22 protein-coding genes are annotated in these 22,149 nt (G+C 68.1%); 12 read left to right on the top strand and 10 right to left on the bottom strand.

The features are described from left to right. Positions 1–164: 164 nt before the first annotated feature. The 5 genes from ACFSGX_RS15365 to ACFSGX_RS15345 form a co-directional block, all read right to left on the bottom strand. Positions 165–2,093, bottom strand: a complete 1,929-nt coding sequence (locus ACFSGX_RS15365; protein ID WP_380931618.1) for an amidohydrolase — start codon at positions 2,091–2,093, stop codon at positions 165–167. Next, the gene (locus ACFSGX_RS15360; protein ID WP_380931199.1) at positions 2,093–2,416 is read right to left on the bottom strand and encodes a hypothetical protein; all 324 of its coding nucleotides are present in this window, start codon (positions 2,414–2,416) and stop codon (positions 2,093–2,095) included. Before ACFSGX_RS15360 ends, ACFSGX_RS15365 begins: the two co-directional genes overlap by 1 nt. Then, positions 2,413–2,925: an OsmC family protein gene (locus ACFSGX_RS15355; RefSeq protein ID WP_380931198.1), complete on the bottom strand. Its 513-nt coding sequence runs from the start codon at positions 2,923–2,925 to the stop codon at positions 2,413–2,415. The genes ACFSGX_RS15360 and ACFSGX_RS15355 overlap by 4 nt, the downstream gene beginning before the upstream one ends. A gap of 107 nt (positions 2,926–3,032) precedes the next feature. Then, positions 3,033–3,194 (bottom strand): pirin-like C-terminal cupin domain-containing protein, encoded by a 162-nt coding sequence (locus ACFSGX_RS15350; RefSeq protein WP_380931197.1) that lies wholly within the window; start codon positions 3,192–3,194, stop codon positions 3,033–3,035. A gap of 20 nt (positions 3,195–3,214) precedes the next feature. Continuing rightward, complete coding sequence (locus ACFSGX_RS15345; protein WP_380931196.1) at positions 3,215–3,529, bottom strand: hypothetical protein; 315 nt, start codon at positions 3,527–3,529, stop codon at positions 3,215–3,217. A gap of 498 nt (positions 3,530–4,027) precedes the next feature. Here ACFSGX_RS15345 and ACFSGX_RS15340 point away from each other — a divergent pair, with 498 nt between their 5' ends. Together ACFSGX_RS15340 and ACFSGX_RS15335 are read left to right on the top strand one after the other, a co-directional pair. Further along, on the top strand, positions 4,028–4,297 hold the full coding sequence (locus ACFSGX_RS15340) for a hypothetical protein (protein ID WP_380931195.1): 270 nt from the start codon (positions 4,028–4,030) through the stop codon (positions 4,295–4,297). Beyond that, positions 4,297–4,935: a response regulator gene (locus tag ACFSGX_RS15335; RefSeq protein ID WP_380931194.1), complete on the top strand. Its 639-nt coding sequence runs from the start codon at positions 4,297–4,299 to the stop codon at positions 4,933–4,935. The genes ACFSGX_RS15340 and ACFSGX_RS15335 overlap by 1 nt, the downstream gene beginning before the upstream one ends. On the opposite strand, the gene ACFSGX_RS15330 is transcribed toward ACFSGX_RS15335, so the two are convergent. Further along, positions 4,922–5,452, bottom strand: coding sequence for a winged helix-turn-helix domain-containing protein (locus ACFSGX_RS15330; protein ID WP_380931193.1), 531 nt, complete (start codon positions 5,450–5,452; stop codon positions 4,922–4,924). The two genes, ACFSGX_RS15335 and ACFSGX_RS15330, sit on opposite strands and share 14 nt — an antisense overlap. Positions 5,453–5,665: 213 nt before the next feature. Here ACFSGX_RS15330 and ACFSGX_RS15325 point away from each other — a divergent pair, with 213 nt between their 5' ends. After that, a complete protein-coding gene (locus ACFSGX_RS15325) occupies positions 5,666–6,598 on the top strand; it encodes a LysR family transcriptional regulator (protein WP_380931192.1) in 933 nt (310 codons plus the stop codon). 64 nt (positions 6,599–6,662) lie between these two features. Here the strand turns inward: ACFSGX_RS15325 and ACFSGX_RS15320 are convergent, their stop codons facing one another. Beyond that, entirely contained in the window at positions 6,663–7,190 is a 528-nt protein-coding gene (locus ACFSGX_RS15320; protein WP_380931191.1) for an NADPH-dependent FMN reductase, read from the bottom strand. Positions 7,191–7,714: 524 nt separating this feature from the next. Here ACFSGX_RS15320 and ACFSGX_RS15315 point away from each other — a divergent pair. The 8 genes from ACFSGX_RS15315 to ACFSGX_RS15280 all read left to right on the top strand — a co-directional run bounded on the left by ACFSGX_RS15315 (position 7,715) and on the right by ACFSGX_RS15280 (position 15,149). After that, a complete protein-coding gene (locus tag ACFSGX_RS15315) occupies positions 7,715–8,362 on the top strand; it encodes a hydrolase (RefSeq protein WP_380931617.1) in 648 nt (215 codons plus the stop codon). Between the two features lie 162 nt (positions 8,363–8,524). After that, positions 8,525–9,367 carry an alpha/beta fold hydrolase gene (locus tag ACFSGX_RS15310; protein ID WP_380931190.1) on the top strand — a complete coding sequence of 281 codons (843 nt, stop codon included), beginning with the start codon at positions 8,525–8,527 and terminating at the stop codon, positions 9,365–9,367. A 38-nt stretch (positions 9,368–9,405) separates the two neighbouring features. After that, the gene (locus ACFSGX_RS15305; protein WP_380931189.1) at positions 9,406–9,672 is read left to right on the top strand and encodes a DUF1427 family protein; all 267 of its coding nucleotides are present in this window, start codon (positions 9,406–9,408) and stop codon (positions 9,670–9,672) included. 110 nt (positions 9,673–9,782) lie between these two features. Beyond that, positions 9,783–11,627 (top strand): amidohydrolase, encoded by a 1,845-nt coding sequence (locus ACFSGX_RS15300; protein WP_380931616.1) that lies wholly within the window; start codon positions 9,783–9,785, stop codon positions 11,625–11,627. A gap of 23 nt (positions 11,628–11,650) precedes the next feature. Beyond that, positions 11,651–12,559, top strand: a complete 909-nt coding sequence (locus ACFSGX_RS15295) for a glyoxalase (RefSeq protein ID WP_380931188.1) — start codon at positions 11,651–11,653, stop codon at positions 12,557–12,559. Then, positions 12,556–13,005: a DoxX family protein gene (locus ACFSGX_RS15290; protein ID WP_380931187.1), complete on the top strand. Its 450-nt coding sequence runs from the start codon at positions 12,556–12,558 to the stop codon at positions 13,003–13,005. The genes ACFSGX_RS15295 and ACFSGX_RS15290 overlap by 4 nt, the downstream gene beginning before the upstream one ends. Beyond that, complete coding sequence (locus ACFSGX_RS15285; protein ID WP_380931186.1) at positions 12,998–14,431, top strand: alginate export family protein; 1,434 nt, start codon at positions 12,998–13,000, stop codon at positions 14,429–14,431. The genes ACFSGX_RS15290 and ACFSGX_RS15285 overlap by 8 nt, the downstream gene beginning before the upstream one ends. Before the next feature lie 16 nt (positions 14,432–14,447). After that, positions 14,448–15,149 carry a YoaK family protein gene (locus tag ACFSGX_RS15280; protein ID WP_380931185.1) on the top strand — a complete coding sequence of 234 codons (702 nt, stop codon included), beginning with the start codon at positions 14,448–14,450 and terminating at the stop codon, positions 15,147–15,149. A gap of 14 nt (positions 15,150–15,163) precedes the next feature. On the opposite strand, the gene ACFSGX_RS15275 is transcribed toward ACFSGX_RS15280, so the two are convergent. Together ACFSGX_RS15275 and ACFSGX_RS15270 are read right to left on the bottom strand one after the other, a co-directional pair. Continuing rightward, positions 15,164–15,541, bottom strand: a complete 378-nt coding sequence (locus tag ACFSGX_RS15275) for a response regulator transcription factor (protein WP_380931184.1) — start codon at positions 15,539–15,541, stop codon at positions 15,164–15,166. An 80-nt stretch (positions 15,542–15,621) separates the two neighbouring features. Further along, positions 15,622–16,284, bottom strand: a complete 663-nt coding sequence (locus tag ACFSGX_RS15270; RefSeq protein WP_380931183.1) for a response regulator transcription factor — start codon at positions 16,282–16,284, stop codon at positions 15,622–15,624. A 161-nt stretch (positions 16,285–16,445) separates the two neighbouring features. On the opposite strand from ACFSGX_RS15270, the gene ACFSGX_RS15265 reads away from it, so the two are divergent. Beyond that, a complete protein-coding gene (locus ACFSGX_RS15265; RefSeq protein WP_380931182.1) occupies positions 16,446–21,545 on the top strand; it encodes a trifunctional serine/threonine-protein kinase/ATP-binding protein/sensor histidine kinase in 5,100 nt (1,699 codons plus the stop codon). Here the strand turns inward: ACFSGX_RS15265 and ACFSGX_RS15260 are convergent. Further along, positions 21,542–22,135 carry a TMEM175 family protein gene (locus ACFSGX_RS15260; protein ID WP_380931181.1) on the bottom strand — a complete coding sequence of 198 codons (594 nt, stop codon included), beginning with the start codon at positions 22,133–22,135 and terminating at the stop codon, positions 21,542–21,544. The genes ACFSGX_RS15265 and ACFSGX_RS15260 overlap by 4 nt on opposite strands. Between the last annotated feature and the right edge of the window lie 14 nt (positions 22,136–22,149).

The raw sequence follows: 22,149 nt of genomic DNA, 5'->3' as shown, positions 1-22,149 counted from the left end.
CGCTCGCCGGTGAGCCCCAGATGGCTCCGTTCGCGTCGTCCAAACAGTCGAATAAAGTCGCGGTATTTGTTCTATGATCTTGGCAAGTGAATGAAAGCGGTCAGTCGTTTCCGTGACGCCGCACGGAGCAATGTCGCGGTGTCGGGTCGTTCGGTGCCGTGCGGTCAGACGGCCCAGCAGCCGCAGCCCAGCGAGCCCCAGAAGCCCTGCACGTCGGCCGCCGGAACCTGCCCACCGAGCGCGACGGCGTGATCGTGACCGTGGACGTTGCAGGCCGTAGAACAGCCGCATGCGCCGGCCAACTTGGCGGCCTTTTCTTGGGTGCGACGATAGCCGCCGAACGTGGCGACCGGCGACCAGTCCGGCATCGGTAGCGGCATTTTGGGCGAAAGGTCAGCGAACTCCGCGTCGCCATAGACGACCTGACCGCCGAGCATGGTGAGGACGGATCGGAGATGCGGGATGCGGGCCTCCGGCACGCTGAAATAGTCGTCCGACAGGATCGCCAGGTCGGCGAGCTGCCCGGCCTTCACCATCCCCTTTTTGCCCTCCTCGTTCGAGAACCACGTGTTCTGGTGGGTCCACATCCGCAATGCCGTCTCTCGACTGACACGGTTCGCGGCGGGGTACAGCGACAGACCGCCGACCGTCCGGCCGGTAACGAGCCAGTTGAGCGAGACCCAGGGATTGTAGCTGGCGACCCGCGTCGCGTCGGTACCCGCCCCGACATGCAGCCCGGCGGCCAGCATCCTCGCGATCGGCGGTGTGCGCTCGGCAGCCTTCGCGCCGTAACGCTCGACGAAAGACTCGCCTTGATACGCCATGCGGTGCTGGATCGCGATCCCGCCGCCCAGCGCCGCGATACGCTCGATGTTGCGGTCGCTGATCGTTTCGGCGTGATCGAAGAACCAGTTGATCCCGGTCAGGGGGATGTCCCGATGGACCTCCTCGAACACGTCCAGTGCCCGTCCGATCGTCTGATCGTAGGTCGCATGCAGGCGCCACGGCCAGCGATGTTCGGCGAGCAGCCGGACGACCAGTTCGAGGTCCCCCTCCATGCCGGGTGGCATATCCGGTCGCGCAACGCGGAAATCCTCGAAATCGGCTGCGGAATAGACGAGCATCTCGCCCGCGCCATTGTGGCGGTAGCTGTCGTCGCCCCGGCCAGGGCCGACCTGTTTCACCCACCCGGCGAAGTCGGCAAGCTCTTGCTGTGGCTTCTGCGTGAACAGGTTGTAGCTGATCCGCAGCGTCAGTTGCTCGTCGGCGTGCAGCTTCTCGATGATGGCATAGTCGTCGGGATAGTTCTGAAAGCCGCCGCCCGCATCGATCACGCCGGTCACGCCCAAGCCGTTCAGTTCCCGCATGAAATGGCGCGTCGAATTGAGCTGGTATTCGGGCGGCAGCTTCGGCCCCTTGGCCAGCGTCGAGTAGAGGATCGTCGCGTTCGGATGGGCCAGCAGCAGTCCGGTCGGGTTTCCCGCGGCATCGCGCACGATCTCCCCACCGGGCGGGTTCGGCGTGTGTTTCGCGTATCCGACGACGTGCAGCGCGGCGGCGTTGAGCAGCGCCCGATCATAAAGGTGCAGGATGAACACCGGCGTGTCCGGCGCGACGGCGTTGAGTTCGGCGATCGTCGGCAGGCGTTTCTCGGCGAACTGATGCTCGGTGAAGCCGCCCACCACGCGCACCCATTGCGGGGCCGGCGTGCGGTCGACCTGGCGCTTGAGCATCGCCATCGCATCCGCAAGGCTGGGGACGCCGTCCCAGCGCAGCTCCATGTTGTAGTTCAGGCCGCCGCGGATGATGTGCATGTGGCTGTCGATGAGCCCGGGGATCAGCCGGCGACCCCCTGCATCGATCACCACGGCGCCGGCCCTGGCGGCAGATCGCGCCGCCTGCTCGCTGCCGACCACCAGGAAGCGTCCATCGCGGATCGCCACGGCTTCCGCCTGCGGGTTGGAACGGTCCAGCGTGGCGATCCGGGCGTTGACGATCAGCAGGTCTGTCTTTGCTTGTTTTCCGTCGGCAGTGGTGAGCGGAAGCAGGGCTGCCGCGGCGCCGCCCCGCAGGACGTCGCGCCGACCGAGCATCATGGCTCATCCCCCTTCGCAGTCTCCGGCCCGGACCGCTCCAGACCGTTTGCCGATCTACGGCGCGGCCGATGCGTGGTGGGACCGCCATCAACCAGCAGTCGCAGCCCCAACGTATCCATGACGGAGATCAGGACAAGCACAACCATTCCGGCAGCGATGCCGCTGATGAGGATGTCCTCCAGCAGGGCGTTTACGCCGATACCGGTGAGGACGGCGATCAGGCCGAGTGCCGCCACGGTCAATCGCGTGACGATCCTGCCCGATCGCCGCGGCGTGCGTGCCGTGATGCCGGGTCGGTTGTGGGCGGAGCGGGCCATCATCGAGCGAAGTCGAAGGAACCGCGGCCGACCGCAATCAGCGCCTCCATGTCCACGACATGGTCGATCGCAGGCTGTGTCGGCGGGGGCGCATTGCTGGCCAGCGTCCTGATCTGGGCCCCGCCGACCAGCAGCCGATGCACGGGGCATTTCTCGGCGATCACGATCATTCGCGCGCGCTGCAGATCGTCGAGGTCGCCGTCGATTTCGATGCAGCGGGTGAAACGGCTGGGCCGTTTGGCGTCGTCGGTCCGGACATGCCCCACGGCCGTGCGGATGCGCCTGACCGGCCAGCCCTTGTGGGTCGCGTAGAGCCGGAGCGTCAGCGTCGTGCAACTCGCCAGGGCGGCGGCCATGAGCTGGTAGGGGCTTGGGCCGGTTCCCTGACCACCGACGGAGACCGGTTCGTCGGCGATCAGCTCGATCCCGGCGACCTGGACGCGCGCCTGGAGGTATCCGGTGTCCGCATCCTCGGCGATCGCCTCGTCCATCATGGCGGGGTCGTCGGTCATGCCGTCCACTCCCACCGCGGGAGGTAGGGCGTGGCTGCCCCCCGGCACGTCCGTGGTCCCGACTGACCGATCCGGGCGGAAACTCGACCGCTGCATCGCATTTCTCCTCATGGATAACGGACCGGGCCGGGCTCGTCCGGCAGGGGTATGAAATCTGCGTCGTCGGGCACTTCCGGAAAGCCGCGTTCGCGCCAGTCGCGTTTCACCTGCTCGATCCGGTCCGTGCGGCTCGATACGAAGTGCCAATAGATGTGGCGCTTTTCCGGCAAGGGCTCGCTTGAGATGTGCCTCAGCGCGACAGCAGATCGAGGGCATCGATCTGCGCCTGACTGAACCCGTGGTCGGTCAGCGCCTTTGCCAGATCCGAGGAGGCGCCCGACCCGACGTGGCTGGCGCAGACGAAACGCCGGACGGCTTCGAGACGCGGATCCGCGAGCGGGGTCGGACCATGGCGTCCGAACAGAAACTGGGTGAGACGCCGAAGGCTGCCGGATGAGGCATCGATCGCCTCCGCCGTGCAGCCGCAGCGCGCGGTATCCTGCAACGCCACGGCGACCGCCGCCCATTCGGTGCGGCTGAGGTTCGGACTGGTTGGCGAGGGCATGGTTTGCTCCTTGGGACCGCATCTGTACGCGGCGCGATCGGCGTCCGTACCTTCATCCGTCCGATACTCCCGGCCGGAGACCTGGCGAAGTAAAGCGCGGTTAAACCTGCGATATCGGAGGGTGGCGAACCAGCTCGTTGCACATGGAAGGGAGGTCGCCGGGGAAAACGGACGGAGAGTTTCGGCAGCTGCACGACTTGTGCGGCGCTGGTGGCTTTGCCTTCAAGAATAGAGGTCAACAAGTTCGGGTGCCTTGCCGAGGGATAGGGTTTGCCGTTGCAGAGTCGGGACTAGGCTGGCGGTGCCAAGATTGAGTGCGTGGACGCGCATTCCGTCCGGTTTGACGACTTGCGTCCGGTCTGTTTCGAACAACGGGAGCCAACGACTTGTGATTTTGGCGGGATATGGCACGATGACTTCGGGTGAATTCGCGGGGGCGGTGCCTGCGGCATTGACGGGACAGGACGTTATACGCGGCCGGGGCGGGGAGGGCGGGACATGCAGGCGTCGACGACCGTGGCCGGTTCGGCCTGGTCCGGTCATTCGTGTGGGCTAGGCGAATTTCCGACGCAGTTTGCGTTCGTTCTTCTGGATCTTCACGCCGTCTGGCGGGGGGTGGCGCAGGAGGGGCGGCTCGATTTCGGGCGGATGGCTCAGACGCGGCGGGGCAAGACCTGGTTCGTCAAGCGGGACGGGATATCGAGAGTGCCGACCTTGGCTCTCGATCACATCGCCGACCACGGGATCGGCCTTGAGGGGTTCGGGTGATGGCCGATGGCGCGTCCGGCGACTGCATCCGGGTGCTGATCGTGGACGATCATCAGATGATCCGTGACGGCATCGCGGCGCTCGTCGATCGCGAGGCGGGCATGGTCGTCATCGGAGAGGCGGCGACCGGCGAGGAGGCGATCGAGCTTTTCGGTTCGTTGCGACCCGACGTGACCCTGATGGATGTCCAGATGCCGGGCATCGGCGGGATCGCGGCGGTCGAAACCATCTGCCGACGGTCGCCCAAGGCGAGGATCGTCATCCTGACCACCTATCCGGGCGATGCGCAGGCGGTGCGCGCGATCCGGGCGGGGGCGTCCGGCTATCTGCTGAAGACCTGCATCCGCCGGGATCTGCTCGATGCGATACGCGCCGTCCATGCCGGTCGCCAGGCCATGAGCCCGGACGTGGCGCACGCGCTGGCGGCGCACATGCTCGACGATCACCTGACCGAGCGTGAGATCTCGGTGCTGCGCCTGGTGGCGGAGGGCCATCCCAACAAGCAGATCGCCTGGCGGCTGGATCTGTCCGCCGATACGGTGAAAGCGCATCTGAAAAGTGCCTTCGCAAAGCTGGGAGTGGATGACCGGACCCATGCCGTCACCATCGCCCGCCGACGCGGGTTCATCGAGCCATGAGGGAGGGGCCGGTTTCGAACCGGGGCAACGCAACGGCTGGCATTTGGCGGGTCGATGCCCGGGTCGGCACGACGTCGGCGACGAACCGGTAGCCCCGCCCAACGACCGTCGCGATGTATCGAGCGGTGCCGGGGCCCTCGCCGAGGGCGCGTCGGATGCCGGCCATGTTCACCTTCAGGTTGGCTTCGTCGACGAACGTGTCCGGCCACGCACGTTCGAAAAGTTCACGCTTGCCGACGACCTCGCCGGACCGCTCGACCAGCAGGGTCAGGATATCCAGCGCACGTCCCCCGATCCGGACGCTGTTGCCGTCCTTGAGGAGCGCCTGGCGTTCCGGTTCCAGCACGAACGGTCCGAAGGCGAAGGATCGTTTCGCGCGCCGCGTCGCCATGCCGATCTGCGCTTGAGGCTGCAGTTCGATCTGCCAGGTATAGGCGAGCGGTGCAGTATGGAAGAACATCGGCGTGACCCCTCTGCGGATGCAAGCCACGCGATACCCGCTGCCTTGCACGAGCATCGTATGCCGATCGAGACAGGTGCGCATCGCCGGTTCGGGTGCCTCCGCACTACCCGAACGGGTCATTGCGGCGCATCGAATCCGGGAAAATATGGCGATTTCCGGATACCGCCGTCGATGCCTTCCCCTGTGTTTAGATGGTGTACGGGGCGGGTGATCTCGACAGCGTCGATCGCCGAGATAGAGTGAGTGCAAACGGTCGATGGAAGTGAAATGGCGGGTCCCGGTACACCGACGTTCGATCAGTTGCGCGTCTTCCTGGCCGTGGTCGAAACGGGAAGCTTCGCCGCGGCGGGACGCCGGCTGAACCGCGCGGTATCGGTCATCAGCTACGGCATCGGCAATCTCGAGGATCAGCTGGGCCTGGTCCTGTTCGACCGCGAGGGAACCCGCAAGCCGCATCTGACCACGGCCGGCCGTGCGGTTCTGTCGGAGGTGCGGAGCATCGCGCAGGGCGTCGACGAGCTTCGTGCCAAGGTGAAGGGCTTGCTCGATGGGCTGGAAGCGGAGGTCAATCTTGCCGTCGACGTGATGCTGCCGACCCAACGGCTGGGCTGCATCCTGCGCGAATTCGCGGCGGCCTACCCGACCGTCGCGTTGCGGCTGCACGTCGAGGCGCTTGGGGCCGTCACGGCACTCGTCCTCGAACGCAAGGCGGTGGTTGGCATTTCCGGACCGCTCGCGGCGGGCGTCGAGGGGACCGACAGTCATTCGGCCGGATCGGTCGCCATGGTGCCGGTGGCGGCCCCGGATCATGAACTGGCGCGGATGGACAGCATTCCGCCGGGTGCGGGCAGCAGATATGTCCAGCTCGTCCTGACGGATCGTTCGCCCTTGACCGAAGGGCGCGACTTTTCGGTGGTCGGCACCCGGACCTGGCGTCTGGCGGACCTGGGCGCGAAGCATGCCCTGCTGCGGGAGGGGATCGGTTGGGGCAACATGCCGCTGCCGTTGGTCCGGCCAGACCTGATCGCGGGTACGTTGAAGCGGCTGGCGATGCCGGAAAGCCCGGGCGGCATATACCGGTTCGCCGGGGTCTGGCGGCGGGATACGCCGCCCGGGCCCGCGGCGTCCTGGCTGCTGGATCGGTTCCTGACGCTCGGGGCCGCCGACGATGCCGAGGAGATCGGCCTGACGGACATCTGACGGCGTCATGGATTCCGGACCGGATCGATCAGGGAGGGCGGGTCTTCGCTGCCGCCGTGCAGTATCATGCCATTGCGGCCAGAGCGGCCAGCTGCTGCCCGATGAGGTCGGCCGTCGTCCTGTCGGTGATCGTCCCGGTTTCGGCGTCGATCTTGTCGTGCATGCCACCGATCATGATTTCCGGCCTGTTGAGGACGTGCGCGTCCAGGAAGACCATCGTCTGCCTCAGATGATATTGGGCGTGCGCGCCGCCGATCATGCCGGGAGAGCCGGTCTGGATCGCAACGGGTTTGCCGGCGAAGGGCTGAGGAGTCACGCGCGACAACCAGTCGAGGGCGTTCTTCAGCGAACCCGGCACCGAATAATTGTACTCCGGCGTGACGACGACCACGCCGTCCGCAGCACGGATCGCGTCCGCCATCGCGAGCACCGCAGGGGGGAAGCCCACGGCCTGAAGGTCCGCGTCGTAGTGCGGCAGTTCGGCGATGCTGCCGAGCGCCAAGACGGTGACGCCTTCGGGAGCGAGCGCCGGAAGCGCACGGGCGACGGCCGCATGCAGGCTCCCGCTCCGCAGGCTGCCCAGCAATGTCACCAAGGTTACGGGTCGAGGGTCATGGGCCATGGGATTGGTTCCTTTCCGCGTCTGATTGGCGGCCGGCTCTGACCGTCAGACGCCGGTGATCGGCATCCCCGCTCGGTCCGCGCATGGCGAGTGAAAGACGGTAAAATTCTCTGAATTTGAGGCACGGTCTGTCATGCGGAGCCCCCCATCCTGTTTTTGTGCTGCTGGATGTTCCACGCCCACGGCAGGACGCCTCGGGGCGCCGAGCCGACTGCAACTGCTGTTCTGCCGGTCAGTCGCTCCGTACCGACCTTTGCCCTGCGTTCTTCCAAGCAGAGGCTTGCTGGGCTGAAACAGCCAGATGGGCATAACCCTAGGTATAGTAGATTTAGCAGTTTGGGTCAGACAGAAGGCGGTCAGTGCTAAAAAGCTGGTTGGTAGACCGATATCGCATCGAACATGCCACCTTGTTTCTTGGTAAATGTATTCCAATCAATCGCTTCTAATTTAACAATGACTTTAATCTCGGGAGATTTATCGTGAATATCGAGGCTATGGCGCAACCCGGCAAGTCCCTGATCTCGCCAACCGATCACATGCTGGTCCTCATCGACTTCCAGTCGCAGATGGCGTTCGCGACGAAGTCGATCGACACGACGCAGCTGCGCAACAACGCCGCGCTCGTCAGTCACGCGGCCAAGTCGTTCGGCGTGCCGACCATCCTGACGACCGTGGCCGAGAAGAGCTTCTCCGGCCCGATGTTCGACGAGATCGTCGCGGCGTTCGAGCATCAGCCGATGCTGGACCGCACGTCGATGAACATGTGGGAGGACGCCGCGGTGATCGACGAGGTCAACCGCATCGGCAAGGAGCGGATCGTGTTCGCGGGCCTGTGGACCAGCGTCTGCATCGTGGGGCCGGTCGCCTCCGCGATCGACCAGGGGTTCGAGGTGTATTTCATCGCCGACGCGTGCGGCGACATCTCGGTCGAGGCGCATGAGCGCGCGGTGCAGCGGATGATTCAGCTGGGTGCCGTGCCGATGACGTCGCTCCAGTATCTGCTCGAGCTGCAGCGCGACTGGGCGCGGACCGAGACATATGAGTCGACCACCGGGATCGCGAAGATTTGGGGCGGCGCCTACGGGCTGGGCGTCACATACGCCAAGACGATGTTCGGTGCCTCGGAAGGCAGCCACGGCTGATCGCGCGACCCCAGCCAGGAGGACGATCCCATGGCGGGTCCCAACATCACGATGTCCCGGCGGTCGGTCGTCCTCGGCTCCGCCAGCGCGGCCGCGACAACGCTGCTGCCGGCAGGTGCCTTCGCCCGATCGCAACGCAACCAATCAAATGGAGTGAGCAAGATGAGCAGCGGATTTGTGAAGACCACCGACGGCACGGACATCTTCTACAAGGACTGGGGTCCGAAGGCCGCCCAGCCGATCATGTTCCATCATGGCTGGCCGCTGTCGTCCGACGACTGGGACGCGCAGATGCTGTTCTTCCTGGCGCAGGGGTTCCGCGTCGTGGCGCATGACCGGCGCGGTCATGGCCGGTCGGCGCAGGTCGATAGCGGTCACGACATGGACCATTATGCGTCGGATGCGGACGCCGTGGCGCGCCACCTGGACCTGAAGAACGCGGTGCATATTGGCCATTCGACGGGTGGCGGCGAGGTGGCGCGCTATGTCGCGCAGCACGGCCAGCCGCAGGGCCGCGTCGCCAAGGCGGTGCTGGTGAGTGCGGTGCCGCCGATCATGGTGAAGACCGAGCGTTATCCGGGCGGCCTGCCGATCGCGGTGTTCGACGGGTTCCGCAGTGCGCTGGCCGCCAACCGTGCGCAGTTCTTTCGCGATGTCGCCGCGGGGCCATTCTACGGTTTCAACCGGCCGGGCGCGACGGTGATGGAGCCGGTGATCGACAATTGGTGGCGGCAGGGCATGACCGGCAGCGCGCTGGCCCATTATGCGGGCATCAAGGCGTTTTCGGAGACGGACCAGACCGACGACCTGAAGGCGATCACGGTGCCGACGCTGGTGATGCAGGGCGATGACGATCAGGTCGTGCCGTACCAGAACGCGGTGGAGTTGCAGGCCAAGCTGCTGCCGAACGCAACGATGAAGCTCTACAAGGGCTATTCGCACGGCATGCTGACCGTGAACGCGGATGTCCTGAACGCCGATCTGCTCGCGTTCATCCGCGGCTGATCGCCCCCCAAGTCCTGACGTTCGGGGAGGTCCGCGCAATGAAACCGTATCTGATCGCGCTTGCCGCCGGCCTGCTGGTGGGCGGCGTGTACGGCCTCCTCGGCGTCAAGTCGCCCGCGCCGCCGGTGATCGCGCTGGTCGGTCTGCTCGGCATCCTGCTGGGCGAACAGGTCCTGCCGGTTGTCCGGCGCGTGCTGGCCGGGGAGCCGGTTGCAGCGTCGGTGGCCGACATCTGCGCGGCACCGGTGCTCGGCCGGTTGCCGGGTGACCGGTCGGCCGACGCCGCGCGGAAGGACGTCGCATGACGCCGACCCGCCGGGAGACGCTGGCCGGCTTGGCGGCGTCCGCGGCCATGCCCGCCTTCGCCGGTGCGCCGTCCGCCGGCCCTCTGCCCGCCGCCACAAGGAAGCCCGCCATGACCGACCTGATCCTCGTCAACGCCCTGGTCACGACCCTCGACCGCGAGAACCCGGAGGCGCAGGCCGTGGCGATCCGCGACGGCCGGTTCCTGGTGGTCGGCAGCGAGCAGGAAGTACGCGCCGCGGCCCCGACGGCGGAGGTGATCAACGCCAGGGGCCGCCGGATCATTCCCGGCCTGATCGACAGCCACATGCATGTCATCCGCGGTGGGCTGAACTACAATATGGAGCTGCGCTGGGACGGGGTGCCGAGCCTGGCGGATGCCATGGCGATGCTCCGCGCCCAGGTGGACAAGACGCCCGCACCGCAATGGGTGCGCGTGGTGGGCGGCTTCACCGAGCATCAGTTCGCCGAAAAGCGCTTGCCGACGATCGCCGAGCTGAACGCGGTGGCGCCGGACACGCCGGTCTTCATCCTGCACCTGTACGATCGCGCGTTGCTCAACGCCGCGGCGCTGCGCGTCGTGGGGTATGGCAAGGACACGCCCAATCCGCCGGGCGGCGAGATCGTGCGCGATGCCGCGGGCAATCCGACCGGGCTGCTGCTCGCGCAGCCGAACGCGACGATCCTGTATGCGACGCTGGCCAAGGGGCCGAAGCTGCCGCCCGAATATCAGCTCAATTCGACGCGCCATTTCATGCGCGAACTGAACGGGCTGGGCGTCACGGGCGTGATCGACGCGGGCGGCGGGTTCCAGAATTATCCGGACGATTATGCGATCATCGAGAAGCTGCACGCCGACGGCCAGCTGACGCTGCGCATCAGCTACAATCTGTTCACGCAAAAGCCGAAGGAGGAACTCGCTGATTTCCAAGGCTGGGTGAAGCAGGTGACGCCGGGTCAGGGCGACGACACGTACCGCCACAACGGCGCGGGGGAGATGCTGGTGTATTCCGCCGCGGACTTCGAGGATTTTCGCGTCGAGCGGCCCGACATGCCGGCGAACATGGAAGGCGACCTCGAACCCGTCATCCGACTGCTCGCCGAACATAAATGGCCGTGGCGGTTGCATGCGACCTACGACCAGACGATCGGGCGCGCGCTCGACGTGTACGAGAAGGTCGCCAGGGACATCCCGTTCGACGGGATCAACTGGTTCTTCGATCATGCCGAAACGATCAGCGATCGCAACATCGACCGCATCGCGGCACTGGGCGGCGGGATCGCGGTACAGCACCGCATGGCGTATCAGGGCGAGTCTTTTGTCGAGCGTTACGGCGCGAAGGCCGCCGAACGCACGCCGCCGATCGCGAAGATGCTCGCCGCCGGGCTGCATGTCGGGGCGGGCACCGACGCGACGCGCGTCGCAAGCTACAATCCCTGGGTATCGCTCAATTGGCTGGTGACCGGTCGGACGGTCGGCGGTCTGGGGCTTTACCCCGGTGCCAACCGCGTGAGCCGCGAGAAGGCGCTCGCCATGTGGACGCACGAGAATACGTGGTTTTCAAGCGAGGTGGGCAAGAAGGGGCGGATTAAGGCGGGACAGTTGGCAGATCTGGCGGTGTTGTCGGGCGACTATTTCGCGGTGCCGGAGCGCGACATTCCGCACCTGCGATCCGTGCTGACGATCCTCGGCGGCAAGGTCGTGTCGGGGGAGGGCGACTATGCGCCGCTCGCGCCGGCACTGCCGCGGCCGATGCCCGACTGGTCGCCGATCGCGACGTTCGGCGGCTACCACCGCACGCCGGAGGCCGCAGCGAAGCTGGCGAGCGCGTGCGGCTGCGCCAGTGCCTGTTCGGTCCACGGTCATAACCATGCAGCCGCGCTGGGACGTGAGGTGCCCGTCGCCGACGTGCAGGGCTTCTGGGGTTCGTTCGGCTGCGGATGCTGGGCGGTCTGATCCATTTGCAAGGGAGACGTTCGATGAAGCGCTTCACGATCCTGTCGGCTATCGCGCTGTTCGGTGCGGCACCCGTCGTGCCGGTCGCGGCCCGGACGGTTCCGGCGGCCGCGGCGACGGCGGATTTCGCGGTCGGCCCGCAGTATGACACGACGCATGTCTATGTCGCGCCGGAGGATTTCGACCGGTTCGTCGCGAGCCTGACGGCGACCTTCGGCGGCACGAGCACGAAGAAGGGCGCGTTTCAGGTCACGCCGACCACCAGCAAGACCCTCTCGCAGCTGGTGTTGACCCCTGCGGGGTCGGTGTCGGTGTTCGGTTTCACGACGCCCATTCCATTCCCGTTCGGCGCCGAACGCAATGGGTATCTCGTCACCGACATCGACGGGGCCGTGGCGTCCGCGGTGAAGCACGGCGCGACGCGGCTGATCGCGACGTTTCCCGACCCGATCGGTCGCGACGCGGTGGTGCAGTGGCCGGGCGGCGTCGGCATGCAGATGTACTGGCACACCACCAAGCCGAACTATCCGACGCTCGCGACCATACCCGAAAACCGTGTCTATCTGACGCCGGACGCTGCCGACGCCTTCGTCCGCAGCTGGACCGGGTTCGCGCATGGCCGGATCGTCTCCGACGACAGGGCGGCCGACGGCGGCGAGATCGGGCAACCCGGCAAGGTCTATCGCCGCATCCGGGTCGCCTCGGGCTACGGCCGCATGACCGTGATGGTGTCCGACAACCAGCTGCCATGGCCCTATGGTCGGGACGTGACGGGCTACGAGGTGGCCAGCCTCCAGGCGACGCTCGCCAAGGCGCAGGCGGCGGGCGTCGAGACGCTGGTCGCGGCGCATACCGAGAACGACCGGCAGTCCGCGATCGTGCGGTTTCCCGGCGGCTACATCGCCGAAGTCCATTCGCCGATCACGCAATGACGACGCTGTCCGCGCGCGATCCGCGCTTCGTCGATGCGATCCTGGACTGGCGCTGGACGGGGTTCCTTGCCCGGCTGGCGCTGGTCGGGGCGTACCTGTTGGGCGGGATCGTCAAGGCGAGCGACTGGCCGGCGGCGGTCGCCGAGCAGGCGCATTTCGGGATGCAGCCGGCCGCGTTCTGGGCGGCGGCGACGATCGCGGTGGAGATCGTCGGGCCGCTGCTGATCCTGTCCGGGCGGCTGGTGTGGCTGGGTGCGGGGATGCTGGGCGCCTTCACCCTGTTCGCCGCGATCACCGCCAACGCGTTCTGGGCGATGCCCGCCGGGCAGGACCGGTTCATGGCGACCAACGCCTTTTTCGAGCATCTGGGGCTGATCGGCGGGTTCGTCCTTGCCGCGATCGTGGCGGAGGCCGGGCAGCGGCGAGGAGCCGGGGGCGGTGCGTAGCCTGGCGCTGCTGGCGATCTGCGTCGCGGCCCCGGTGGCGGCGCAGACGGAGCCCGGCGCCGCGCCGGCCGCCACGGAGGCGTGGCAGGCGCCGACGCTGACCATCACGCGCTACGACGAGCACTGGACCGCGCTGGCCGATCCGGCCGAGCGGGCGGCGCACTGGACCGGCCGGTTCAAATATGTGCCGGTCGGGGCGGAGGCCTGGCTGACCACCGGCGTCGAGCTGCGCGCGCGGAACGAGGCGTATCGCGACAGCCTGTGGGGCGGGGCTGAGGCGCCGGACGACGGCTATCTCTGGCTGCGCGCGATGCCCTATGCCGACCTGCATGTCGGCACGGGGGCGATCGGGGTGCGGGCGTTCGTGCAGCCGATTGCGGCCTATGCCATCGGCGTCGCGCCGTCGGCGGGACCGGTCGACGAGACGCGGGTCGACCTGTTGCAAGGGTTCGTCGACGTTCGGCTGGGCGACGCCGATACGGGCAGCACGGCGGGCGCGGGGGTGACGGTGCGCGGCGGGCGGCAGATGCTGTCGCTGGGGACCGAGCGGCTCGTCGGCACGCGTTACGGACCGAACGTGCCGCTGGCGTTCGACGGGCTGCGCGGGCTGGTGTCGCTGCGCGGCGCGACGATCAGCCTGCTGGCGGTGCGGCCGGTGGCGGCCGGGACGCGGAGTTTCGACGACAGGCGATTCCGCGGCAAGGCGCTGTGGGGGGCGTACATGACGGTGCCGGCGGTCGGCGCGGGTTCGGGGCTTGATCTCTACTATCTCGGGTATCGCAACCGGGCCGCGACGTTCGGCGAGCGGACGGGGCGGGAGGTTCGGCACAGCGTCGGCGCGCGGCTGTTCGGTGGCGCGGCCGGCTGGCACTGGAACATCGAGGGGGTCGCGCAGTTCGGCCGCTTCGCCGGTGGCAGGATCGCGGCGTGGACGCTCGGGTCGGAGGTCGGGCGGTCCTTTCCCGATGCGCCGCTGACGCCGGACGCGGTGCTGCGCGTCAACATCGTGAGCGGCGACAGGCGGGCCGGCGACGGGCGGTTGGGAACGTTCAACGCGCTGTTCCCCAAGGGCAAGTATTTCGGTGAGCTGTCGCCGGTCGGTCCGACCAACATCGTCAGCGTCAATCCGCGCGTCGCGATGGCGATCGGGTCGGGCGTCTCCGCAAGCCTCGCCGGTATGGCTTACTGGCGCTACGCGCGGGCGGACGGGGTCTACGACATTCCGGGCCAGCTGATCCGCGCGCCCGGCACCGCCACCGCGCGCTTCATCGGGCGCGAGGTGGAGGCGTCGCTGGCGTGGCAGGCGACCCCCGAACTCGAACTTTCGACCTCGCTCTCCGCCTTCGCACCCGGCGGGTTCATCCGTCAGACGGGGCCCGCGAAGACGATCACGATGCTGGGGCTCGAGAGCAATTTCCGGTTTTGAAGAAGGATTTCGATCGATGAGTGCTGCGCCCCCTCCATTCGACCCGCGGGTCCCGTTGATGCTGACCCTGTCGGTCGCGACCGGACTGGTCGATGCGATCAGCGTGCTGGGGCTGGGCAAGGTGTTCACCGCCAACATGACCGGGAATGTCGTGTTCCTGGGCTTTGCGACGGCGGGCACGCCGAATTTCCATGCGCCGTCCTATGTCGTCGCGATCGGGGCGTTCCTGATCGGCGCGCTCGCCGCCGGGCGGACGGGCAGGGCGCATGCCGACAAGCCGCTGCGCCGCTGGCTGCTGGTCGCCGCACTGGTCGAGGCGGGGCTGCTCTGGATCGCGGCGGCGGTCGCGACCGGGTTCGACGTGGCGGCGCAGAGCCCGGACGGGCGGCTCTACGCGATCATCGCGCTGACCGCCGTCACCATGGGGTTCCGCAACGCGACGATCCGCCAGCTGAAGATCCCGGACCTGACCACGACCGTACTGACGCTGACGCTGACGGGGCTGGCGGCGGACTCCAGCCTGGCGGGCGGCGGCAATCCGAATATCGGGCGGCGGGTCGCATCGGTCGCGGCAATCTTTGTCGGGGCGGTCATCGGGGCGGTGATTGTGTCGCGTTGGGGGTTGTCGGCCGCGCTGGCGGTGGCCGGCGGATTGGTGCTGGCGGGCACGATCGCCTGCGCGCTGCATCCGCGGTCGGCCGAGCCTGTGGGCGGCTGAGCGGGCGGCCGGCGTCAGTCCGGCAGGTCGTGGAACACGCGGCGCAGGCAGCCGACGATGGCTTCGGGATCGCAGGGTTTTTCGAGGAAGCACCAGGCCCCGTTGGCGTTCGCCCGCGCGGCCATGGCGTCGGTGGCGAACCCGGTCATGACGATGAACGGCGTCGTGACCCCCTGTGCGCGGAGGGCCTCCTGGAAATCGAGCCCGGACATGCCGGGCATGTTCACGTCGGAGATGATGCAGTCGATGTCGCCCGGCAGCACGGCCAGATATGCCTCGGCTGAGTCGTAGGGGCAGGCGCGCAGGCCGAGCGATCGCACCATGTTGCCGACGGCCGTTCGCACGGCGGCGTCGTCCTCGACGATGGCGACGGCGGGGCTTGCGATGCTCATGCTTCCTTTTCCGGGCATGCGCCCATCGCCAAAACGAATGAGGTAGAAACGCCGGCCGGGCGCCGAAACCATATTTAGGTCTAGGTTGCGCTCGGCAAGTCCAGCACGCGAACCAGCTTGACGAGATCCGCGACCATCCGGACGCCCATCTTGCGCATCATGCTGCCGCGGTGGAGCTTCACGGTGATCTCGCTGAGGCCGAGCTTGCCGGCGATCTGCTTGTTCATGAGGCCGTCGCAGACTAGCGTCAGGACCTCGCGCTCGCGCGGGGTGAGCGAGCGGTAGCGCGCCTGGACCGCATCGACGGCGGTGCGGTCGCGGTCGCGGAGCAGCGCGGTGCGGACGGCGGCGATCACATCCTCGTCGCGGAACGGCTTGGGCAGGAAATCGACCGCGCCGGCCTTCATCGCGGTGACGCTCATCGGGACATCGCCGTGCCCGGTGATGAAGATCACGGGGATCGTCTCGCCCTTCACGGTTAGCAGTTTCTGCACGTCGAGGCCGCCGAGCCCCGGCATGCGGATGTCCATCAGCACGCAGGCGGGTGCGGGCGGGGTCGGCATTTCGAGCATGCCGTCGGCGGCCGCGTGCAGCACCGTTTCCAGCCCGAGCGAGCGGAAGAGCGAACTCATCGCCTTCAGGACCATCGGATCGTCATCGACGACCACGACGGTGCCGGCCAGATCGGGATCGACCGCGGCCGCCGTTCCGGGTTCGATGTCGGGGGAACCGGTACGCAACATGCTTCCTTCCAGCGGATGGGCCGAACCGGGTCGTCGCACCCAACGGCCGTCCGGCGCAACCTAACCTAAGGTATCGCCGGATCGTCGGTCCATTGCCGGTCGCGCTTGGCCGCGGGCGCTGTTATCCCTCCGGCCATCGACAGGGGAAGGCGGGTCGCGCGGTGCATTTCGACGAAGAATGGCTGCGCAGCGGTCGGCAGAGCGCACTCCCGGCCGGCAACGGGACGCGCTATCGCCGCGAGGATCGGGCGTCGGGCGAGACCATGATCGTCGCCTGCGGGCCGTGGGAGGCGGCGGCCGACATCGCCGCGCTGGAGCATGAGTTCGCGATCCGCGATCAGCTGGATGCGGCGTGGGCGATGGTGCCGATCGCGCGGATCCGGACCGGCGATGGGCTAAGCCTGGTCTATGACGATCGCGGTTCGTCGAGCGATGGCGGCAGAGGGCAGGACCGCGATATCGGTGCGTTCCTGCGCGGGGCGGAGGCCGCGGCGGGTGCGCTGGACGGCATGCACCGGGCGGGGCTGATCCACCGCGCGCTGTGCCCGGCGCGGATCGTGGCGCACACCGACGGCACCGTCAGGCTCACGGCGCTCGGGTTCTGCTGCCCCGCCCATTCGGATGCGCCGCCGCCGAACCGGCACGAGGCGGACATGCCCTATGCCGCGCCGGAGAGCTTGCGCGGGGTGCAGCCCGGCGGCGATGTCCGCAGCGACCTGTATGCGCTGGGGATCATTTTCTACGAGCGGCTGACCGGGCGGTTGCCGTTTACTGCGACCACTGCCGCCGGGTGGTTGCACGCGCATCTCGCCGCCGAACCGCCGGCGCCGCACCGCGTCCGCAGCGATGTGCCGGAAGCGATCGGTTCGGTCGTGATGAAGCTGATCGCGAAGGATGCCGCCGATCGCTACCAGAGTGCGGCCGCGCTGGTGACGGACCTGCAGCAATGCCGCGAGGCGTGGGACGCGCGGGGCACGATCGAGCCGTTCGCGCTCGGCACGGCGGACGCGCCGCTGCTGAACGACCGGGCGGATGCGTTCGTCGGTCGCGAGGCGGAGACGGCGCGGCTGGGGCAGGCGTTCCGCCGGGTGGCGACGAGCGGTGCGTCGGAGATCGTCCTGATCGAGGGGGCGGCCGGGGTCGGCAAGAGCGCGCTGGTCCGCGCGTTGGCCGGCGCGTTCGAAGCGTCCGCGGTCAACATGGTCCACGGCAAGTGCGAACGGCTGCGCACCGACATTCCCAACCATGCGCTCGGGCAGGCGGTGGAAGCGCTGGTCACCGGCGTGCTGGCGCGCGGCGATGCGGAGATCGCGCGCATGGGGGCGGTGCTGATCCAGGCGCTCGGCGGGCATGGACGCTTGATCGTCGACCTGGCGCCCGAGATCGAACTGCTGATCGGGCCGACGCCCGCGCTGCTCGACCTGCCGCCGCTGCAGGCGAAGGCGCGGTTCCACGCGGCGCTGTCGAACGTGTTCGCGGCCTTCGCCGGTCGCGAGACGCCGCTGCTGCTGTTCGTCGACGACGTGCAATGGGCCGACGACGCGACGGCGGGCTTTATCGAGGCGTTTGCCGCGAGCCTGCCGGCTCATGTCCTGCTGGTGATCGCGTATCGCGATGCCGAGCCGCGGGCCGAGGCGATGGTGGCCGCGATCCGCGGCGTGGCGGATCAGGGCATTCCCGCCCTGACCGAACTCACGATCGCGCCGCTCGGCGTGGAGGACGTCGCGCGGCTGACCGGGCGGGTGCTGGGCCGGATCGGCAACGATGCGGACGCGTTCGTCGCGATGCTGCACGAGCGGACGACGGGCAATCCGTTCTTCGTACGGCAGTGGCTGCGCGCGCTGGTCGATGAGGGCATGCTGACCTACGCCCCGGCGCAGGACCACTGGATCTGGAACCCGGCGCGCGTGGCGGGGCATGGGCAGCCCGAAGACGTGGTCGCGCTGATGATCCGGCGGTTGCAGCGTCTGCCGGCGGCGACGCGCGATCTGGTCGGGCGCGCCGCGCTGATCGGCGGGCGGATCGACGACGCGCTGCTGTCGCGGCTGATGGATGCTGATCCGGACGCGTTGCACCGCCATGCCGCAGCGGCGGCGGAGGCCGGGCTGCTGGTCCGGAGCGGCCCGGGTTATGCATTCCCGCACGATCGGGTGCTCGATGCGGCGTACGGGCTGACCAAGGTCGCCGATCGCGGGCGCGTGCATGCACGGATCGCGACGATCATGCTGGATGTCTGGTCCGACGCCCTAAGCGAGCATGTGTTCGATATCGCAAGCCAGGTGGAGCGTGCCGACCGCGACGCGCTGCCCGTCGCGCAGGCGACGCTGTTCGTGGAGACGCTGATCGCCGCGGCCCGGCGGGCGAAGCTGGCGGCGGCGGTCGACAACGCGCAGGCCTATGTCGCCAAGGCGCTGGAACTGCTCGGGCCGGACGCGTGGCGCGATCGTCCCGACATGGCCTATGCCGCCAGCCTGCTGCGTGCCGAATGCCTGCTTGCCAATGCCCGCCTGATCGATGCGGAGCGGGCGATCGCCGTGCTGCTCGACCACGCGTCCCGCCCGATCGACCGGGCGCGTGCCTATCGGCTGCGCGCGATCCTGCTGACCATCCAGTCGAAGTACGAGGCGGCGGTGGCGGCGGCGCTGGCCGGTCTCGCGCTGTTCGACGTCGATCTGCCGCGCCATCCCACGCCCGTTCAACTGCGTACCGCGTACGATATCGTCGGTGCCAAGCTGGGCGACCGGCCGATCGCGGCGTTGGTCGAACTGCCCACGACGACCGACATCGGCGTGGCGGTGACGATGGAGTTGCTCGCCACACTCTCGTCGTCCTTCTTCATCGAGGACGATCTGAGCTTCCTCCATCTCGCCAAGATGGTGGAGCTGACGCTGGACCACGGGCTGACACCGAGCAGTCCCACGGGGCTCGCGTGGTTCGGCGTCTACATCGCGCGGCATTACGATGCCTATGCGGACGGGCGCGCCTATTCGGAGGTCGCGCTGGCGATCGTGGAGCGGTATGACTACAGCGCGTCGCGCACGTCGGCGCTGGTCGCGCTGGACCAGGTCACGCCGTTCACCGCGCCGCTGTCGGATGCGCTGGCCCATGCGCGTGCGGGCGCGGCGGTCGGGATTTCGACCGGCGACCTCGGCATGGCATGCTATGCCTGCAACCATATCATCACGGACGTCATCGCGATCGGCGAGCCGCTGGCGCAGGTCGAGCGGGACATCCAGGATGGCTTCACCCTGACGCGCCACGTCGGCTATCGCGACGTGGAGGGGATCATCGCCGCGCAGCACGGCCTGGTCCGCGCGTTGCGCGACGGCGACGATCCGGCCGCGGTGGCCGGTCCGGGCGAACAGCGGCTGGCGGACGAGGACGGGCGGCCGATCTCGATCCCGACCATCGCATGGGAGCGGCTCTATGCGGGCATGGGCGAGGTGTATCGCGGGCGATACGCGGCCGCCGCGGCATGGCTGGGCGCGACCGAAGCGCTGATCTGGTCGCTGATCGCGAACATCAACGTCGCCGATTTCCACCTTTTCCGGTCGGTGGCGCTGGCTCATGCGGACGGTGGCGCGCGCGACGTCCTGCCGTGCCTGGCGCGCGACCGCGACCGGCTGGCGGGATGGGCGGCGCTGAACCCGCCGGTATTCCGCAGCAAGATGCTGATCGTGGAGGCCGAGATCGCGCGGCTGAACGGCGACGTGCCGGGTGCGGCCGCGCGCTATGATCGGGCGGCCGCCGCGGCGCTGGCGTCGGGTTTCTCGGGCGAGGAGGCGCTGGCGCACCGGCTGGCCGGCGACCTGCTGGCGACGCACGACATGGCGTCTGCCGCGCGGCATCATTACCGCCTGTCGCGCGAGGCGTTCCGGCGGCTGGGGGCCGTCGCCATGGCGGCGCGGCTCGACGACCGTGCCGCCGTCGCGCCGGGTGCGCCCGGTCATCAGCCGGTGGTGGCACTGGAGCAGGCGCAATTCGACGTCGCCACCGCGCTCGCCTCCGCGCGCGCGGTGGCCGAGGAGATCGTGCTCGACCGGCTGATCGAGACGCTGATGCGGCAGGTGCTGGTCCATGCCGCGGCGCGGACCGGGTTGCTGATCCTGATCTGCGACGGGGTGCCGATGATCGAGGCGCGCGTGCATGTGGCCGATGGCGGCGTGACGTTCGATCGCGTGTCGACCGGCCCGACGGGGGACGACATTCCGATCGGGCTGCTCAACACCGTGTTGCGTACGCGGCGGAGCCTGGTTCTGGACGATGCGCAGCATGACCGCCGGTTCGACCCGACGACGCAGGCGGCGCTGGCCGGGCGGCGGTCGATCCTGTGCCTGCCGCTGATGAAGCAGGGCGACCTGATCGGGCTGCTGTACCTGGAGAACAACCTGGCGTCCGGCGTGTTCACGCCCGGCCTGCTGACCATGCTGGAGATCATCGCCGCGCAGGCCGCGATCTCGATCACCACCGCGACGTTATATGCGGACCTGGTCGAGGAGAACCGGCTGCGCGCGACAACCGAGACGTCGCTGCGGCTGGCGCGAGCGGAGCTTGCCAAGACGTCCCACCTGAATGTCATGGCCAATCTGGCGGCATCGATCGCGCACGAGATCAACCAGCCGCTGGCGGTCATCGTGTCGAATGCCGGGGCCGGGCTGCGCTGGCTGCGGCGGGCCGAGCCCGATATCGCCGAGGTGCAGGCGAGCCTGGAAAGCATCCGCGAGGACGGGTTGCGCGCCGCCGATATCGTGAAGGCGCTGCGCGGGCTGGCCAAGCAGATCCCGGTCGTGCTCGCGCCGATATCGATCGACACGATCATCACCGAGGTGCTGAAGCTCGCCGCGAGCGAGATCGACGGGCGCGGCGTCTCCGTCGTGACGGAGCTGGAGGCCGGGGACGAGTGCGTGGCGGGGGATGCGGTGCAGCTGCGCCAGGTGGTCTACAACCTCGTCATCAACGCGATCGAGGCGATGGACGCGATCCCGGCCGTGGCGCGGCGCCTGACGCTGGCGTCGGTGCGGGGCGGGGACAGCGTCACCGTGACGGTCGCGGACAACGGCCCCGGGCTCGATCCGGCCGCGGTGCCGCGTGTGTTCGACGCGTTCTACACGACGAAGGACAGCGGGATGGGGATGGGGCTGGCGATCTGCCGATCGATCATCGCGGCGCATGGCGGTGTGCTCGACGTGCGGTCGGCGGCGGGCGCGGGCACGACGTTCGAGTTCACCGTGCCGCTGTCGGCCGGGTCCGGAACAGCCTAATCCCGCAACAGCACGCGTTCGACGCGGCGATCGGGCATGAACCACATCAGCGCGACGGCGACGTAGCTGGCGAGGCCGAGCGCCGGGGACAGGAACGAGACGCCGATCCCGGCCGCATAGAGGATGAGCGAGGTCCGTCCCTTGCGATCGCCGCTGAGCGCCACGGCGAGCGGCGACCCCGGACCGTCGTGACGCGCCAGCATGGTCGCGAGCAGGCGGTAGGCCGCCGCGGTCAGCAGCAGGATGAACCCGTAGCTTGCGACCGGCGCGACGGCGTCGCCCGCCTCGCCGATCCAGCTGGTGACGAACGGGATGAGCGACATCCAGAACAGGAGATGCAGGTTCGCCCACAGGATCGGCCCGGTGACGCCGTGCGCGGCCTGGAACAGATGGTGATGATTGTTCCAGTAGATGCCGACATAGGCGAAGCTGAGCAGGTAGCCGAGCAGCACCGGCACGGTCGGCAGCAGATCGGCGAAGCCGGTGCCGTGCGGGACCTTCAGTTCCAGCACCATGATCGTGATGATGATCGCGATCACGCCGTCGCTGAACGCCTCGATCCGCCCCTTACCGATGACCCGTGCGCCCATGCCGGTGTCTCCCC

Origin of the sequence: Sphingomonas arantia, assembly GCF_042682045.1 — a bacterium.
Lineage (GTDB): Bacteria > Pseudomonadota > Alphaproteobacteria > Sphingomonadales > Sphingomonadaceae > Sphingomonas_R > Sphingomonas_R arantia.
The sequence above is the reverse complement of the archived record's forward strand: the minus strand, read 5'-3'. Positions and strand labels throughout refer to the sequence as shown.